Source organism: Persicimonas caeni, from assembly GCF_006517175.1.
GTDB classification, from domain to species: Bacteria; Myxococcota_A; Bradymonadia; order Bradymonadales; family Bradymonadaceae; genus Persicimonas; species Persicimonas caeni.
Genome location: NZ_CP041186.1, coordinates 1,478,331 through 1,494,365, shown reverse-complemented (window position 1 = coordinate 1,494,365; position 16,035 = coordinate 1,478,331). Strand labels below are relative to the sequence as shown.

15 protein-coding genes are annotated in these 16,035 nt (G+C 56.4%); 4 read left to right on the top strand and 11 right to left on the bottom strand.

Features of this window, described 5'->3' with window-relative positions; translation table 11 throughout:
• From FIV42_RS05530 to FIV42_RS05515, 4 genes are all read right to left on the bottom strand, one after another.
• Window positions 1-1,893 (bottom strand): ATP-binding protein, encoded by a 1,893-nt coding sequence (locus FIV42_RS05530; protein WP_141196704.1) that lies wholly within the window; start codon window positions 1,891-1,893, stop codon window positions 1-3.
• A gap of 434 nt (window positions 1,894-2,327) precedes the next feature.
• Window positions 2,328-3,524, bottom strand: a complete 1,197-nt coding sequence (locus FIV42_RS05525; RefSeq protein WP_141196703.1) for a hypothetical protein — start codon at window positions 3,522-3,524, stop codon at window positions 2,328-2,330.
• Window positions 3,525-3,840: 316 nt separating this feature from the next.
• The gene (locus tag FIV42_RS05520; RefSeq protein ID WP_141196702.1) at window positions 3,841-5,490 is read right to left on the bottom strand and encodes an RNA-directed DNA polymerase; all 1,650 of its coding nucleotides are present in this window, start codon (window positions 5,488-5,490) and stop codon (window positions 3,841-3,843) included.
• A gap of 172 nt (window positions 5,491-5,662) precedes the next feature.
• Window positions 5,663-6,553 carry a DUF3644 domain-containing protein gene (locus tag FIV42_RS05515; protein WP_168210438.1) on the bottom strand — a complete coding sequence of 297 codons (891 nt, stop codon included), beginning with the start codon at window positions 6,551-6,553 and terminating at the stop codon, window positions 5,663-5,665.
• Between the two features lies 1 nt (window position 6,554).
• Between FIV42_RS05515 and FIV42_RS05510 the strand changes: the two genes are divergently transcribed.
• From FIV42_RS05510 to FIV42_RS05495, 4 genes are all read left to right on the top strand, one after another.
• Window positions 6,555-6,923, top strand: a complete 369-nt coding sequence (locus FIV42_RS05510) for a topoisomerase C-terminal repeat-containing protein (protein ID WP_168210437.1) — start codon at window positions 6,555-6,557, stop codon at window positions 6,921-6,923.
• Between the two features lie 80 nt (window positions 6,924-7,003).
• Window positions 7,004-7,918: a P-type conjugative transfer ATPase TrbB gene (trbB, locus tag FIV42_RS05505; RefSeq protein ID WP_222615387.1), complete on the top strand. Its 915-nt coding sequence runs from the start codon at window positions 7,004-7,006 to the stop codon at window positions 7,916-7,918.
• A 1-nt stretch (window position 7,919) separates the two neighbouring features.
• Complete coding sequence (locus FIV42_RS05500) at window positions 7,920-9,008, top strand: ArdC family protein (protein ID WP_222615386.1); 1,089 nt, start codon at window positions 7,920-7,922, stop codon at window positions 9,006-9,008.
• A gap of 66 nt (window positions 9,009-9,074) precedes the next feature.
• On the top strand, window positions 9,075-9,461 hold the full coding sequence (locus FIV42_RS05495) for a single-stranded DNA-binding protein (RefSeq protein ID WP_168210436.1): 387 nt from the start codon (window positions 9,075-9,077) through the stop codon (window positions 9,459-9,461).
• 131 nt (window positions 9,462-9,592) lie between these two features.
• Here the strand turns inward: FIV42_RS05495 and FIV42_RS05490 are convergent, their stop codons facing one another.
• The 7 genes from FIV42_RS05490 to FIV42_RS05460 all read right to left on the bottom strand — a co-directional run bounded on the left by FIV42_RS05490 (window position 9,593) and on the right by FIV42_RS05460 (window position 15,968).
• Window positions 9,593-10,831, bottom strand: a complete 1,239-nt coding sequence (locus FIV42_RS05490) for an LVIVD repeat-containing protein (RefSeq protein WP_168210435.1) — start codon at window positions 10,829-10,831, stop codon at window positions 9,593-9,595.
• A gap of 53 nt (window positions 10,832-10,884) precedes the next feature.
• The gene (locus FIV42_RS05485) at window positions 10,885-12,108 is read right to left on the bottom strand and encodes a hypothetical protein (RefSeq protein WP_141196696.1); all 1,224 of its coding nucleotides are present in this window, start codon (window positions 12,106-12,108) and stop codon (window positions 10,885-10,887) included.
• A 27-nt stretch (window positions 12,109-12,135) separates the two neighbouring features.
• Entirely contained in the window at window positions 12,136-13,185 is a 1,050-nt protein-coding gene (locus FIV42_RS05480) for a hypothetical protein (protein WP_141196695.1), read from the bottom strand.
• Window positions 13,186-13,299: 114 nt separating this feature from the next.
• Window positions 13,300-14,832 carry an IS66 family transposase gene (gene tnpC, locus FIV42_RS05475; RefSeq protein WP_168210434.1) on the bottom strand — a complete coding sequence of 511 codons (1,533 nt, stop codon included), beginning with the start codon at window positions 14,830-14,832 and terminating at the stop codon, window positions 13,300-13,302.
• 40 nt (window positions 14,833-14,872) lie between these two features.
• Entirely contained in the window at window positions 14,873-15,238 is a 366-nt protein-coding gene (gene tnpB / locus FIV42_RS05470; protein ID WP_141196693.1) for an IS66 family insertion sequence element accessory protein TnpB, read from the bottom strand.
• Window positions 15,232-15,564 (bottom strand): IS66 family insertion sequence element accessory protein TnpA, encoded by a 333-nt coding sequence (tnpA, locus tag FIV42_RS05465; RefSeq protein ID WP_141196692.1) that lies wholly within the window; start codon window positions 15,562-15,564, stop codon window positions 15,232-15,234. Before tnpA ends, tnpB begins: the two co-directional genes overlap by 7 nt.
• A gap of 32 nt (window positions 15,565-15,596) precedes the next feature.
• Window positions 15,597-15,968: a hypothetical protein gene (locus tag FIV42_RS05460; RefSeq protein WP_141196691.1), complete on the bottom strand. Its 372-nt coding sequence runs from the start codon at window positions 15,966-15,968 to the stop codon at window positions 15,597-15,599.
• Between the last annotated feature and the right edge of the window lie 67 nt (window positions 15,969-16,035).

Here is a 16,035-nt window from a genome sequence, read left to right as displayed (position 1 = left end):
CTATCCCCCAGAGTTCTCATTTACAGCGACATAAGCTTGATCAGGGTGGTGCGGTGTTTCCGGATGCGTGCGTTCGAGTTTGCCGGCGTCAACGAGAGGCCTCAAATATGCGGAGGTTACCCGACTCGTGCCGCGATCTAGGAGGGCCGCGAGCTCCAACGGACGCAGCGCCCGCAACTCACACAGATCTCTGACCAGCGATTGCATCTGCTCAACCGGGGCGCGTGACCGCACAGACTCGACCTGAACTCGTAACTCTTCTGGAAGCATGCGCAAGAGTTGCTCGCGGAGCAAAGTCTTCTGTTCGGCCTCCGAAGTCTTCTGTTCGGCCTCCGAAGTCTTCTGTTCGGCCTCCGAAGTCTTCTGTTCAGCCTCCGAAGTCTCTCGTTCGACCTCCGAAGTCTCTCGTTCGACCTCCGAAGTCTTCTGTTCGGCCTCCGAAGTCTCTCGTTCGACCGAAAGAGACTCACCGAGCGTGTAATAACTTGCAGATCCGGCTGCATGAAGCTCGAGCAATCCCTGATCGCGAAGCCGCCTCAACAGCTGGCTCGCCTTCAGCGTATCTAAGCCGACAAGGCGTCGCATCCGCGCGTTATCAACCCGCCCATGCCGGTGTGCCTCCAACAGAGCGCGAAACTCCTCCTTCGACAATTCGTCGCTATCGACTCGCGCGATAAAACGGCGGTCAGCCTCGCTCAACTCCGGCGTGTTGCGCAGCGTGACTGCAAAGGAGTGGGTCGTCTCGTCGAGCTCCGGCTCGGGCAAAAAGCTCCCTTCCATCTCGTAGAACATCCGCGGGATGCCCTCCCCGTGGTCGCGCATATACCCGAGGTCGACGAGCACCCGAACCAAGCGAGGATTTCGGCTGGCGTGAAACCGCTCCTGGCGTCGCAGGCCTTCGAGCGACACGGTCTCCATCAGCGCACCCGGATTGCGCACCTCCATGCGGTCATCATACAGCCACACTTCCGTACAGCGGCCCTGCGCCGCGTAGTCGCGGTGAGCGACCGCGTTGAGCAACGCTTCCTTCCACGCAAAGTCGGGGTACTCCGGCATGGCCTTGAACTTGGAGCCGACCAGCCGCGATGGACGCCGCAACAGCCCATTTATAAGCGTCATCGCCTCGTCCAACACCGCGGGCAGATTGCCCTCGATGCGCGGCCGTTCTTCGACGTTATGTTCGGGCCCCAGGCGCCGCTCGGTGCCGATGACCCGAAACAAGCGAACGCCCGCATTCGGATGGTCCGGTCCGTATTGAGCGAAGACGAGCTCCGCCGCCCGCCGCAACTGAATCCCAGCCCCGCGCCGATCGGCCAACTTGCGCCGCAACAGATAGTCGACGTCCGACGCCGACTGCAGCCCCGACCCGGCCTTCGCTCGCGCGAGCAACTCCCCGTCCAGGTCATCCAAGGTCAACGGGGAGGGCCTGCTCTCCCAGCTCTCCGCCATGCCATGAAACTTGAGGCTGCGAATCTGCGACTCGCTCGCCTGCACCGTCCGATCGCCCATGCGCAGCGGAAACCCATCACCGGTCACCTGCACCGGCACGTCCGACGCCTGCACGTCGAAGACGATCACTTCATGGCCATCGTGCTCCACCACAAACCCCGGCGCCTGCGGCGGCTCCAACCGCGCCTGCGGCACGTTGAGCACATGCTCGAGCGGACGCTCGCTGTAGTCGTGGCCCGTGACCACACAGTCGTCCTCGACTCCGAGCAGCAAGATGCCGCCCTCCGCGTTGGCAAACGCCGCGACGTACTCCGCGACCTGGTCGCGCACCTCCCGGCGGTCACGCGCCTTCTTCGCCCCGGGACGCCCCTCGAAGAGCGGTTTGCGCTCGTAATGCTGCCCCTCGTCTTGGGTCAGGTAGGGTGTGGGGTCGAAAGCGGTCATGTTTGTTCTCCGGCTCGCAGACGAGTTGCTCTCTGCGGCCTAACTTACTCTCGCCGTACCTAAGGGGCGAGCGAGCCCTGGTCCGAGTCTCTGTGGGCCGTCGTCTCGTTTCTGGAGCGCGGGCGGCCTCGCCCGTATTCGCTGAAGCCGAAACCTTGTCCGGCGTTCGGTCTTAGCGTGAGCGCACTCAGTCCGCACGGCTGAATGGTGTGTGGCATCGTTCACCTGCGCGGACCATTCGCCTCTCAATAATAATTCCACCTAAATAGCGTGCGCCCGAATTGTGCCAGACCCCGTTCGGGCCCATCTCCCGAAGTACCGGGCGGCCCGACACTGAGGAAATGTTGAGAGTTCGACGAGGCTGGCTCCATCCGGTTCGAACGAGAGAGCGGCACGTATCCGAATGGTGTCAGGTGCCATTCGGGCCGCGCGCCTTATTCGCAGCCGTCATTTGAGTCGGGCGACCTTTTTCGCTCAGCGGAGTCTATGTCAGATCCCGTGCTAGTGTCAGTCTCGGCCTTGCCCGGCTTTTCCTCTTGGTCACTAGTACAAGACTCCCGCTGGTCGTTTCTTGTCTCTGGGTTCATGAGTCGGTAGGTGGTATACGCTGTCTGCCAGCCGATAGACTTCAGAAAGTGTTCTCGTGACACCTTCGACCTAATATCCTCAAAAAATGACTCTAACCAGAAGTAGTAACGCCAGCCCTTCTTCGCGAGTAGCGGCAATAAACGAAAAGAGGCTTCGATTGACACGTCTACCTCGTAAACGCTGTGGTGAATAGGTTGCTCCACACCAAGATAGAGCCTTTGAAATTCACTTGGCAACAACGACTGGGTGCCAATAAACCGGACCCCTAAAACCAAATCTAATCGTCTTGTTTTGACACAAATCGCACCGTCATCCCGCAGTGTGAGACGACTTCCCTTTGGCAGAACCAACCTAAATTTTTCATAAATTGCGCCGTCACTAAATGACGCAATAACCTCTCCCGGACCCGTATCTTTCTCAGCAAGGGTCTGTTTAACAAACGGTGCTCGCTTCTCCATCGGCTTCGAGAATAGCGCTAGAAATTCATTCTTCAAAACGTCCTTGGTGAGATCGTCGCGCTGAAAAACCTCGAGCGACTCATCCTCAAAGCTCGTATCATTAAAGTAGTCAGAAAGATGCACCGACAGTTGGTTAAGAAGAGCGTAAGTCGCCAATTCCACAAACATGTCATTGCGCTTGCCAAATAACTCAAAGCGGCAATTTTCCCAGCGAGCTTTTAGCGCTAAATCCTCGGCAATTGCCGCATCATAATAGCGGCAAATCTCGTGAGAAAACCAGTATCGGTCAACACTCACGAAAGCGTCGGACTTCTCATCGTAAACGAAAATGCCTTCGAAGACGCTCCTTACCTTTGTAATCTTCGAAAAAAGGTTCACGGCAAGAATCGCGACAGCCAAAACGCAAAGAAACAGCCCCACCACTAACATCGCTTGTTTGTGAGGTTTTGCCCAATCCCAAGTAAATTGAGCAATCAAATTCACGCCGATACTCAGCAACACTGCGACCAGCACAATCTTCACAACCTCGGCACGTTGCCGAAACACCTTCCGTATCAACCCCTTACCATCATCCATCTCAGCCAAAACAACCTCGAAATCACAATCAACAAAGCAGCTCGAAACTATTCTTGTGTTCTCAGGCCGGGTCCAGAACGGCAACCAGCCCTCTACGTCGACGCATGTGCACCGCCAAGCGGTGTGTGGCACCGTTCATCTGATAGAGCGCCGCCGAACGGTGTGTGACACCGTTCAGCTGCGCGCAAAAGAGTTGCTCTGTGCGGCCTAACTTACTCTCGCCGTACATAGGGGGCGAGCGAGCGCTAGTTCGAGTTTCTTCGGCGAAGTCGAAACCTCGACGACATCAGATGCGTGGAAGTTTGACCGGTCCGCGCCTTTCCCCTCAGGACTGCCCTCCGCCATCGAGCTCTCGAGCCAATCTTTTCAAATTCAGTTTCGCAATCAGCGCATCTATGTCGTCGAAGTCGTCAATATCAACAAAATCCACATCGGCGGCTCTCAGCTGAGACGAATAGTGTTGAGATTCAAGAATACTGTTGTCGACCCCATCAATAAGGCCACTCTTAGCAATTTGATAGCATCCAAGCCAATTTTCATCCTTGAGCGATTCCGCCGTGCACCACGACTTCCATCGCTCGATGCGTCCAAGCCCCGTAATCAGCCCTTTTTCCCGAGCTATCAACGACAAGAGAGCAACAAAAGCATCATCTACATCCGCAAGAATCTGGCCACATTCTTCTCCAAGTGAGACATCCAACGCGAGTGCGCCCCATACACTCCAAGCCACCTCATTCGTTGCCCGCGTTTGTGCGAATCGCTTTACTCGATGTGAGAGCACGTCGTTGAGGAGATCGGCGTCGAGGCACCCATGTTTCTTGATCCGCAGCAATTCCGTGAACGCAGGTCTAGCCAAGGCCGGTTGAAGCCGGAGCGCCGACGCCAAAAACTTTTGATATCTTCGGCTCGGTCGTACTGCCAATCCGTCGCGCAGACTGAGCCTTACGATCGCTTCTTTAATCACTGGATCATGCGGGGCGTCGCCCTGAAGAGCTGTTGTGGTATCCCAAAAATCTAGTAACTCTTGCGGGTTCAGCTTGTTTACTCCTCGAATCGAGGGTCCAGAACGTTTTTTTGCTTCCCACCGTCGTAGCTCTCGCCGCCAGGGAGGATCCAACTCAACAGGAAGACGTTCAATCCGGCACTTCCGATTGTTCACCTCAAGCTCTAGCCACTCCAGTGCATCTTCAATCGAACTCCTAAGTAAGTTAGCATCATCGTCAGTCTCGCACACCAACTCGAAGTCATCATAAAAGCGCATTCCTCCCCGTAATTCGTCTAATTCAGACAGTCGCACGTCCACTTCTGAAAGAAGCAACTCGCTGATAATTAGTGAGGTGTCTGGCCCGACTGGAATCCCCCGAGTTTGCCGGCGCTGACAGTTCTGGCACAACTTGTCCAGCCGATTACCCAACAGTTTCAGCCCATTCTTGTTGGACTTCGCCTTTTCTTTCCCATGTAGAACCCAAGGAATGGAATGGGTATAGATCGACGGGTAGTAGGACGCTATGTCGCACTCAAACAGTATTGTCCCGTAGCAAAAACGCTGCGCGCGAATTTCTGGACGCTTATTACCAGGAGACTGTGGGGTAACCGCACGGCTAGAATCATCGTTTACTTGCGGCGCAGAAATCGACAGTTGAGATCGACCGATCTTCGCCCATAGCTCGTGCCATCCTGCACTTATTTCTTTCGCAAGCCAATAGAAGCTTGCGGGGTTCGGAACTTCAAGTCGTCGTCGGCCACCGTTCCGCAGCGCCAAAAAGTGCTGTGCGGGACGGGTCGCAGAAGCTCCTTTGAAACGATTGGCGACCGCATTTGGGTCACTGGCGTTCGTAATGCCAAAGAACTCTTCGTCGATGTCTTTCTCAGCAAAAGCATTCGCGAAGGGGGCGGTCGTAAACGCAGGAGGAAGTTCTTTTGGAAAGTACCCCGAACGAAGCAATGAATCTAATGTTGGAGCGCGTCTCGACACTCAAGACTCCCTTGCTCGAAAGAGCATGATTTGATGATAGAAACTCTCGCTCGTAGCCAGCCATATGCGGCTTTTGGTAGCCGTTGGCGACCTGACAGACGCTATTTTCGTCCGAGAAGGCCTCACTGTTCCCGCGGTATCGCATTGTCGTTCAGCCAAAAGACGTCCGATTTCACGAGTACCAGTCCCACGCACGCTCAATCCACTCAGTATCCTCACTCGCCTTCTCCACAACCCAATCAACAAATGTGTCAGAGAAGCGTCTTGTGAACGGCTTTTGAATCTCGTCGTAGTATTTCGAACCCGGTGAGTTATAGATGTGATGCTTCTCGCAAATTGCCGTCACACGAGGTCTGGTAACGTGGTGCTCGGGCAGACGCTCACCGATCAATTCGACTGCTTCCATCATCAGATGCGGGTGCGTCTTATCGATGTTTCTCGATTGGACAACCTTTATCGCACGTCGGCCACCCTCACCGTGCGACAGCACTATATCTCCCTGCTGATTGGCCTTCGTGAGCACCAGCCGATAGTCGACCGGAATCGCAAAGTTCGGCGTATCAAGTTCTTCCTCGTCTGCGAGAAACCGCTGCAAGAATAATTCAACTGTTTCGGCAGATGCTTCTCCAAACTTCAGCTTGATCGTGGCTAGCTCGGCTGCTTCTCGGTCCACGATGAGGCTGAGCATGCCACGACCGCTGTTGAAGAGATTCTCTCCGGTGGCATCTTCGTAGCGTGTAATGAAGTTGAGAACATTGGCCTGAAACAGACGTGACCAATGCGCCTGAAGCTCTGGAATCAGCAGATGCACTGCATTATCGCGCAGGTCACACACCTTTTCGAGGTTTTTCCGCACCGGATCATTTTCCTTGGGAATTCGTTGCTTCAGCGCATCTCGAATTGCAAGCGACCGGTCTGAGTCCTTGTAAAAAATGGCGTCTATGTTGTCGGACGCTTTGATGATTTCCGCCTTTAGCAGTAACTCCCAAGCGTTCGTGATGAGGATCGTGAAAACTTCGACGCGGTTATGGAGTGAGGGCCGGTTGTAGGACTCAATTGCCACGGTGAAGCTTGAGCGCGGCGCCTTCATGGGGCAGGTGCGCAAGCTCACCCGCGAGGTCGTTGGAAACATCATCACTCGCTCGGTCGACTTGCCGTCCGCTGGGCCTGAGACCCTGGGCACCTGCCCGCTGTGTGGTGCCGACGTCCTCGAGGGTAAGAAGGCGTACTACTGCAGAACGGGGCGCGACTGCGCTTTCGTCATCTTCAAGAAGATTGCCGGAAAGCGCATCACGACGTCGGTCGCCACTCAGCTCCTCGAGGGGAAAACCACCCGCAAACTCAAAGGCTTTAAGTCCAAGGCCGGAAAGTCCTTCTCCACCAGGCTGACGCTTGGCGACGAGGGCAAGGTCAAGTTCGTCTTCGACGACTGACTATTTGGCTATTTGTATACTTATCTATTTTTCGATTTGTGATCACGGAGCTTCTGATGTCGGAAAAACAAGACCGCCTCATGAACATGCTCGAGCACAGTTGCGGACCCGAGCTGTGGCAACTGCTCAACGACGAGCTCATCACCGAGGTTATGGCGAATCCAGACGGCAGGGTCTGGGTCGAGAAGTTTAGCGTCGGCATGGTTGACTCGGGCGTTCGCGTCCGCTCTGCGGAAGTCGAATCCATCATCAACATCGTCGCATCGTCGGCCGACGAGGTGTGCAACCGACAAAAGCCCTCCCTTGCTGCTGTGCTCCCCGAATCCGGCGCGCGCTTCCAGGGGTTTGTGCCTCCCGTGGTGCCGGCACCCATGTTTGTCATCCGCCAGCGCGCAACCCGCGTGTTCAGCCTGCAGGACTACGTAGACGACGGCTACATGTCTTACGAGCAGGCCAAGGCCATCTATGAAGCGGTGGTCGACCGTCAGAACGTCCTCATCGTTGGGGGCACCGGCTCGGGAAAGACGACGCTGGCGAACGCTATTCTGCAGGTCATTTCGGGGACCGAAGACCGCGTGCTCACCATTGAGGATACGCCGGAACTTCAGTGCACCGCGCCCAATCACATCGCGTTTTACATCGACCGGGACAGCGGCTTTACCTGGCAAAAGGCGGTCAAAGACAGTCTTCGTAGCAGGCCGGATCGGATCGTCGTCGGTGAGGTGCGCGACGCGTCGGCTCTCGATCTCTTGAAGGCATGGAACACCGGACACAATGGGGGCTGTGCCACCATCCACGCCAACAGCGCGTTGAGGGGGCTCACTCGGCTCGAGAGTCTCATCGAGGAAGCTATCCCCAGGGCTCCTGTGCAACTGATCGCCGAGGCAGTCAACCTCGTTGTCTACATCGAGGGCACCGCTACCGGCCGGGAGGTGAAGACCGTCGCCCGCGTCATGTGCCATGACGGTCAAGAGTATCAGCTTCAGGAGGTGTGAGTTGTCCTCCATCGCACACCGTTCCAGCGCCAGAGCTGATTGGCATCGCACGACCATCGCCGGACACGCTTTTCGTCTGCATCGCCCCCGCTCCCTCGCGTGCGGCCCTCGCAAGGGTGAAGGGCCCGCCCACAAGGCAGCTCAAGGGCGAGCAGACACGCTTACATCCGGCTGGTCTCAACGAGCCAGCTTTTCATTTGGCGCAAGGAACACACCGATGGCACAGGACAAACACCAACTTATTACTGACCAAATCGTCGACCTCTTCGAGAAAGTCGACGCGGGCGACTGGCACCAACCCTGGTCCACCTCGGCTGGCATTCCTCGAAACGGCCGCACCGGCAACAACTACCGCGGCGTCAATGTCCTGACGCTCTGGGGCACCGCACTCGTAAACGGTTACTCGACCAACGAGTGGTACACCTACCGCCAGGCGCAGAAAGAAGGTGGCCAGGTCCGCAAAGGCGAGTCCGGAGTCAAAATCTGCTACCTGGGCAAGTTCAAGAAGACCATCGAGACCGACGACGGCGAAGAAGAAGAGCGAACGATCCGTTTCCTCAAAACTTCGACTGTCTTTAACCGCGACCAGATTGACGGCCTCGAGCCGCTGGACATCCCGGCTCACCAGTTGAGCGAAGAAGAAAGGATTGGGCAGGCGGAAGCCTTCGTGAAAAACACCGGCGCACGCATCGAAGAAGGTTCGCCACACGCGGCTTACTCCCCCGCGAAAGACCGAGTGACCATGCCTGATTTCGGCCACTTCGAGTCGCCCGAAGCCTACTACACCACCCTGCTTCACGAGCTCGGTCACTGGACGGGTCACCCCACCCGCCTCGACCGCGACATGTCCGGTCGCTTCGGTGACGACAAGTACGCCGCCGAGGAGCTCGTGGCTGAACTGACAAGCGCGTTCCTCTCGGCGGAGCTCGGCCTGGAAGCCGACCTCAAAGACCCCGCGCGCTACCTCAAAAGCTGGATTCGGATTCTCAAAGAAGACAAACACGCGATTTTCACCGCGTCTCGCAAGGCTCAGGACGCGGCCGAGTTTCTCTCGGACCTGCAACCTGCTCAGGAGCAGGACGCAGCGTGAGCCAAACCGCCCGCCGGCATGGGCCGGCGGGCATTCACCACAACCCTCTGCCTATGGAGCAGAACGATGAATGTAGCGATGTTGACTGGTCATCTCGGAGCCAACCCTGAAGCGAAGAAGCTCGATAGCGGCACCCTGTTGTGCCGACTGTCCGTCGCCACGAACAAGCGTTGGTCTGACAAAGACGGCGAACGAAAGGAGCGAACTGACTGGCACCGCGTTGTAGCTTTCGGTCCCCTCGCCGAAAACTGCCTCGAGTATCTTTCCAAAGGCTCGCATGTAGCGATCCAAGGCGAGCTTCAAACGAATTCCTGGCAAGATGAGGACGGCAACAACCGTCGTGACGTCCAGGTCCTCGCAAAGTCGGTCGAGTTTCTCGACAAGAAGGACGACGCCCCGGCCGTCGACTCCGACGATGTACCGGAGTTCGATGGCGACGACATTCCGTTCTAGATGCAGCGAAGCCGGGGCCGAACAAACCCCGGCTTCTCTAGCGGCTTGTTCGCTGTGACAACACCAAGATTGAGGCTTCGCCACAAACTCACAAACCTATACTGCCCAATACACCGAAATGCGCTGAGAGATTACAACGCATCCACGGGAATCAAGGAAAGTCCATCCCCGCTCTGAGCTTCGGCGGCGATAATTATTCGATCCGCGGAAACGACAAGATCGTAGATCGTCTTTAACTGCTCCAGCTCAACCTCTCCCTCAACCGTCGGATCTCGCAATGCCGAGAAAGACACTCGGTGTACGGTCGGCACCGTGAGGGTACCGCCAGGTTCTGTGGCAACGTAAACTTGGTCCTCTTCGACAGCTACTGCACTCAGCAGTCCCGTAAACGACAAATCGGTCGCGGTATAAGATTCTGGGGTGTATTTGTCGTCGCTTGAGTACGCCACCACTTCACTCAACGCCAGTGCACCTCCTCGGCCCGAAAAGGCTACATTGACGTGGCTATAGTCTATCTGTCCTAGCGTAGGTGGTATGTGTGTGGCCAGCCGAGTACCTGATGACAGCTCGAAATCCAACGTGAGCGGAGGGGCCATCTCGCGCAACTCCCCATCATTCACAAGATAAACCGGCACCTCGCTATTGCCATTCAACAGCGGTAACACCAAGTGTTGTGCTCTGCCATCCCACTCGCGCAAAAAGGCGCCAAGCCGAAGCACGTGTGCTGGCATTGACACCACGTCGGAAACTTCGGGCTCGCTCGGCTCAGAGATGTCAACCACAGCAATTCCGAAACTACACCCGATGTAAGCATGCTCTTCAAGCACCTGGAGGTGCAGTTCGGGTGACGAACGTTCGTCTAAGCAGTCGTTACCCGATGGGTCAATACCCGATAGACTAGCTTTTCCATACCAGCGAGGCTCCGCAGGGTTTGTAACATCGTAAATGATGAGCGAGGGTTCATCTATCCCTGTGGCATTGGTCACAAGATATGCGAGGCCATCAGCAACCACGATGTCTGTGGGTTGATTGGAGGTGAGCGCCTTGCCAACAAGTCTAGGAGAATCGCCGTCAATGTCATAGACCAGTAGCCGATAGTCTACCCGGTCTTCCAGCGAAACAGAGACAGCAAATGCGTGACTCCCGGAAGAGGCTACAGCCCCCAGAAAACGCTTTCGTTCATGTAAGTCCTCGTCAAGTGGGGCTCTGTCTACTTCGGCAAAAGGATCCGGAATTTGCCACGTATCATCCGGTTGGGCCTTCGCATCGGTCTCGAATCCACCATCGCGCGACATCGGGCTATTGGCGTCACTGCAGCCAACGCTTGTAGTTAAGGCAATTACCACTTGAATCAGAGAGAAGAAGGCCACTCCCCACTGCCCGAGTGTCGAAGTGTACGACATCCTGCTCTTAGTTCGATGCATTACAGAACCTGATCAAAAGAAAGTGGCACTGTTCTGGCCGTGTCTCCAACTCGGAGATAGACATTTAAATCTCCAAGAATCCGCTCTTGGACATCGTGCTTAACAACGAGGTTGCGCACCCTCACGTCACAGCGCACCTCAAATTTTGTTCCGTTGATTTCGCTCTTGCAGTACACTTGCTCATCAGGGGAGACCTCTGTTCGTCCAGCGACAGTCAGATTTTTCAAGAACCCCCCCATCTGAGGTGAGCCGCAGCCCGAATCATAAGCAATTTCTCCCAACACCACGACGGAAAAGGTTGGACGAGGAAGAACTGCCGTTGTTGATTCAATATCTGGTCCTTCTGTGCTGACGGTGGCTACCTTAATCTCTGCTGGACTATCACAATAGGACGAGCACGATTCGGTCGAAGTAGTTGCTAGCTCTCCATATTTATCTCGCAAGAGCGACAACTGACATGTCTTGGAATCCAATGTACCCTCTCCGATGTGAGTTCTGAGAGTATTCCCCGCAGCATCCTCCGCGACGAAGTTCAGAAACACGCGAATCCCGCTCTTCAGAGCATCTTGGACCTCACTCTCACTAATTCCAAACGCTGCCGGATCAAAATAACATGGGTTGAGATCGTCTATCCGAGCTTGTCGATTATATGAGCCAGTCCCAGGATCGTTCGGCCACTGCTGTGGGACCTCTCGCGTCTTGCAAGTCCAAATTGGAAACTTCTTCCCAATTGAAAACACACCGACAACGCCACCCGTGAATCGTGGGCATTTTTCTTCTAGGTCGACGTCCATTCCGCCTGGGAGGCGAACCTCAAAAACAGTATGACCTTCTAGAGTGCGTCGTCGAACCTTCGCGCCCATAATAAAATTGCCTTCCTCTTGACTTCCTAATACATGGCGCGGAGGTGCTGTGTCACCACGGCAAACGTGTGGCATAGCTGCTTCTTCACAGCCATTGGCTCCGACCCTTGGCATGATTACTCCCCAAGGACCGTCGATTAATATAGGGGTCGCGCATTCATCGAATTCATTCTTAACCCCATCATTGTCGTCGTCGTCCAGCGCTTCCGATCCCGTAAGCTTAGAGGTGCGCGTTGCGGCGAAATCACGGAGATCATCGTCAGAAGGTACGTTTAGGTGTTCTCCGTCTGAATTCGAGCAGGACGCACTTGCAAAGACAAGAAATAGTACAGCGATTGCTCTTCTCGTGTTTTCCGTCATTACGTTCCTCGCATCCTATTTCTTGTCTCAGTTTGTATTTCCATCGTGGTGTGTGCTTTCTACTTCGGCCTCATATCGGAGCGTAATCCCCTCACCACCCCGTGCATTCGGCAAGGCGAAGTCGATCTTGCACTGCCCCGGCTGCTGGAAGTCTACTCGGAATTGACTGCCCGACGCCTTCACATGCGCGCAGACGGTGGGTGTTAGGTTTGTGACTGTGTTGGAGACAACGTTCGTATTGATGTGGGAGCACGCACTCTTTCCCAATACGTTTGCCGTAATGGCTAAATAATTCGAGTTGCCAATCAAGAAGCGGTCAGTATCGCGAGTGGCAGCGAGCGATGCGCTGGTGATGCTGGATTCGGGGTGAATTTGGAATCCGATGGTTGAGTCATCTACGCGAGATCGTACCGTGACGTGGGCAGGGCGTATAGCCATATAGCCAAAACCGCCAGTTCCAACGGCATCTTCCGGTTCGAAACGATAAAAACGTCCAGTATCGTGCTCGTAGAGGGCTCGATCCCGCCCGTCGAACAAGTCATACGCGATACGCAGGGGCTGCCCTGGGAGGATGGCATCTCCTTGCAAGCAGCGACCCTTTACGAAGGTCAGCTTTGCTGGTTTGGCGACCTCTATTTCGATCGACAATGTACCTCCCGAAAAAATATCGGAGTGGGAGGACCCTTTCATCTCGATCGTCGCCTTTCCAGGTGAAACAGCCTCGAGAACAATGATTCCTTGTCCCAAAGTCGGCGTGTAAGGCGGTTCCGCGCGAGAATACTCGACGACCCGTATCACGTGTGGTGCACTCGATCGCACCCATTCGAGTCTCAGAGGAAACCCCTTCCCTTCGGAACCTTCTCGAAAATACTGCAGCTCAATTTGACTGCCGATGGGCAGGATCTCAACCTCGTCATACCGTTCGAACGAGCCGGAACTCAGGTACGTCACCCAGGTCTCGGGATCATCTGGTCCACATCCACCGGTGAGAGGCGCCAGTAGAATCAGGAGAATCCAGAGGCGCGTCCCCATTCGCACGCGCAGCAGACCTGTCTCACTGAAGTGCTTTCCAATCATTACCCATCCTCATTTTCACCGGAGAAGTTCGGGATGATGCAACCATAGTCGCAAGGTAACCGACTGGCAGACATCGTTGCATAGCTCAACCCTACCGCAAACCCGCCCCGCATCTCAATCCTGAGGCTCCCAGTTGTACGGCATCAGCTCCGAAATGGCTGACTGAGGATGGTCTTGGATGCGCATCAAGACGTCGGCCAGGTAGTCCTGGGGGTTGACGTCGTTGGCGATGCAGGTCGCCACGAGCGATTGCAGGATGGCCAAGTTCTCGCCGGCCTGATCATTTCCGACGAAGAGAAAGTTCTTTCGGCCCAGCGCGATGAGCCGCAGGTTTCGCTCGCTCAGGTTGTTGTCGAGGCTGACCTGCGCATTGTTCAGAAAGACGCTGAGCGCCTCGCGCTGCTTGAGCGTGTAGTTGATGGCGCGGCCCAGCGGGCTCTTGGGCGGATGCAGCGGCTTTTGGACATCGAGCCACTCAAAAATACCGCCGATTATCTTTGTGCTCTTCGTCTGGCGCAGCGTAAGCAGCAAATGTGGCTTACTTCCGATAACTGGCTCGTCTGCCGCAAGATACTCCACCCCATAGAGCTCCAAAATCTGAGACATCATGTGGTCGGCCTCCACAGGGGCCGTGGAGCGCGCTTCGAAGAATTTGCGGCGCACGTGTGCCCAGCAGCCGGCGCGCTCGCGGCCGCTCGGACAGGTCACCTTGTTATAGCCGGTGTAGCCGTCGACCTGCAGGGTGCCGGTGGTCCCGCCGAGCACCTGCACCGGGGTTTCGCCGCCGCGAGACGGGCTGTAAACGTAGCTTATCTTTTTGCCCGCGATAAACGTCCACATCCATCCGCGCCGGCATTTTCCCTTGGCCTGCACCCGAATCGGGGTCTCGTCGGCCGAGACGTCCGCGCTCTGGGCGACGTCGCCGACCAAGTAGGCCCACAGCGGCCGCAACAGCCAGGCGGTGCGGTGGTACAGGTCCAAAAGCGTGCTCTTGTTCATCGGGATACCGACGCGGCGAAGCCGCTTTGCCTGCCGCTCGATGGGCAGGCTGTCGGCACACTTGGACACCACCACGTTGGCGTGCAGCCCCGGCCCGTACATCCCGCCCTCGCAGACCCGCTGAGGCGTTTGGCCGTACAGAAACTCGCCGCACTCGCACACCGCGCGATGCTGGCGGTGCTCACGGCGCACGAAATGCGCCGGCACGTACTCGTATTCGTAGCTGACCGCATCGGCCAGCGGGCTTGCTTGGTGGGAGTGTCGGCCGCAGCCGTGGCAATTGGGCTCGACGATGGGATGCTCGACCACCTCTTTGCGCGCGGCCTTTCGCTTCTTCTCGGCGTTTTTCTCGCGCCGCTTTTGCGCCCTGTGCAGCCGCTCCTTTTTCTGCTCGGCAGTCTCCCGGCGCGCTTGCTTCTTTCGAAGCTGGGTCTTCAGCGACGGCAGTCGCTCCGACGAGCTTCCAAACATCGCCCGTTGAAACTGCTCGAGCTGATGGCTCTGGCGAGCGATCGTCTCGCGCAAGTCGTCGATGAGCGCGTAGAGCGTGGCAATGAGCGCGGCGAGCTGACGCAGAAGACCCCGAGCGCTCGCACCATCGAGCTTCTGGATGTCTTCTGGGGTCGGGATGTCGATCCGCTCGGCCATAGAGCAGGTTAGATCACAGAAGTGATCGGATGTCGATCCCTTAGCTCGCATTTCTGGTTTCCGGCGGCTGCCACAATTTCGGGCGTCGAAGTCGGCTAAAGTCGATGCCCTCCAAAAGAAGTGTGAGCTGGGCTGCGTCGAGTCGAAGGGTCGCGTCGGCCGCAGCGATTTTGGGTCGCTTGAAGGTGCCCTTCTCCAGACGCTTGTAGAAGACGACGAAGCCGCCGGTGTCCCAGGTCAGAATCTTGAGTCTGTCGCCTCGCTTGGAGATGAACACGAAAAGGTGGCCGGAAAAGACGTCTTCGCCGAACTGGCGAACCAAAGCGCTCAGACCGTCGATGCCCTTGCGCATGTCGACCGGCTCGCGGGCGAGATAGATGCGCACTCCTCTGGGTAAGGTCAGCATGAGCTCGCCTCCTTGAGTGCAGCGAGCTCAGCCAGCCATCCCGGGTCGGGCAGCGCGGTCAAATGCAAACGCAACTCTCCGAGCTCGAGCGTGACCTGCTGGGGCGATGGGTCGACCTGGCTGGTGTCGACTTCGATAAATCGAGGTGCGGATGGGCCGGCTGTGGATGCTTCTTCGCGGCGCAGCCGGTACAGCCAGCTTCGGAAGGTGTCGGTGCGTACACCGTACTTCTGGGCGAATTCCTTCTGGGTGATGTCGCTGGACTGCTCGTACTTCTGAACGAGGGACGACCAGAATGGGCGGCCGCGTCTCTTCGGGGATGCCATGCGTGACTCCTTTAGCGTGAGTGACGCACAGATTATGCTGGGGAGGGGCTCAGGTGCTCAAGAACGAGGTCTGCCGGTCGGTTACCGGTGAAAGCATCACGGCTGCGTTCCAGTAGACTTGCGGCAAGGTTCTCTTCCTTCGTTGGAGGAGCTTTGGCACGCTGAGTCATGAGGCTCAAGAATGCCTCTTCGGACTTCGGAAGCGGAGCTGCGATGCGGTAAGAGTCCGAGTTCGAAGCCGATTGGTTAACGTAGGAATGCAGCTTCTTGCTCAGGTAGGTCTTGATAGTCGACTTCTTATAGCCGATGCGTTTAATCGCCTCATGAATTGTGAACTCACGCTCTTGTGCCGCCGCCTCAGACAATAGCTCGTAAAGGCGAAGCAGTCGTTCATTCTTCTTCATGCATCCCTCCTGCGGCATTCTCGGGCATGCAGCATCCCTCCCGAATCCGCGCGTGCTCGACCAAAGT

Bases quoted from the DNA above. Each gene is read 5' to 3' on its own strand.
- FIV42_RS05530 (WP_141196704.1), bottom strand. From the start codon at position 1,893: ATGACCGCTTTCGACCCCACACCCTACCTGACCCAAGACGAGGGGCAG.
- trbB (WP_222615387.1), top strand. From the start codon at position 7,004: ATGAACATGCTCGAGCACAGTTGCGGACCCGAGCTGTGGCAACTGCTC.
- FIV42_RS05495 (WP_168210436.1), top strand. From the start codon at position 9,075: ATGAATGTAGCGATGTTGACTGGTCATCTCGGAGCCAACCCTGAAGCG.
- FIV42_RS05485 (WP_141196696.1), bottom strand. From the start codon at position 12,108: ATGACGGAAAACACGAGAAGAGCAATCGCTGTACTATTTCTTGTCTTT.
- FIV42_RS05480 (WP_141196695.1), bottom strand. From the start codon at position 13,185: ATGATTGGAAAGCACTTCAGTGAGACAGGTCTGCTGCGCGTGCGAATG.
- tnpC (WP_168210434.1), bottom strand. From the start codon at position 14,832: ATGGCCGAGCGGATCGACATCCCGACCCCAGAAGACATCCAGAAGCTC.
- tnpB (WP_141196693.1), bottom strand. From the start codon at position 15,238: ATGCTGACCTTACCCAGAGGAGTGCGCATCTATCTCGCCCGCGAGCCG.
- tnpA (WP_141196692.1), bottom strand. From the start codon at position 15,564: ATGGCATCCCCGAAGAGACGCGGCCGCCCATTCTGGTCGTCCCTCGTT.
- FIV42_RS05460 (WP_141196691.1), bottom strand. From the start codon at position 15,968: ATGAAGAAGAATGAACGACTGCTTCGCCTTTACGAGCTATTGTCTGAG.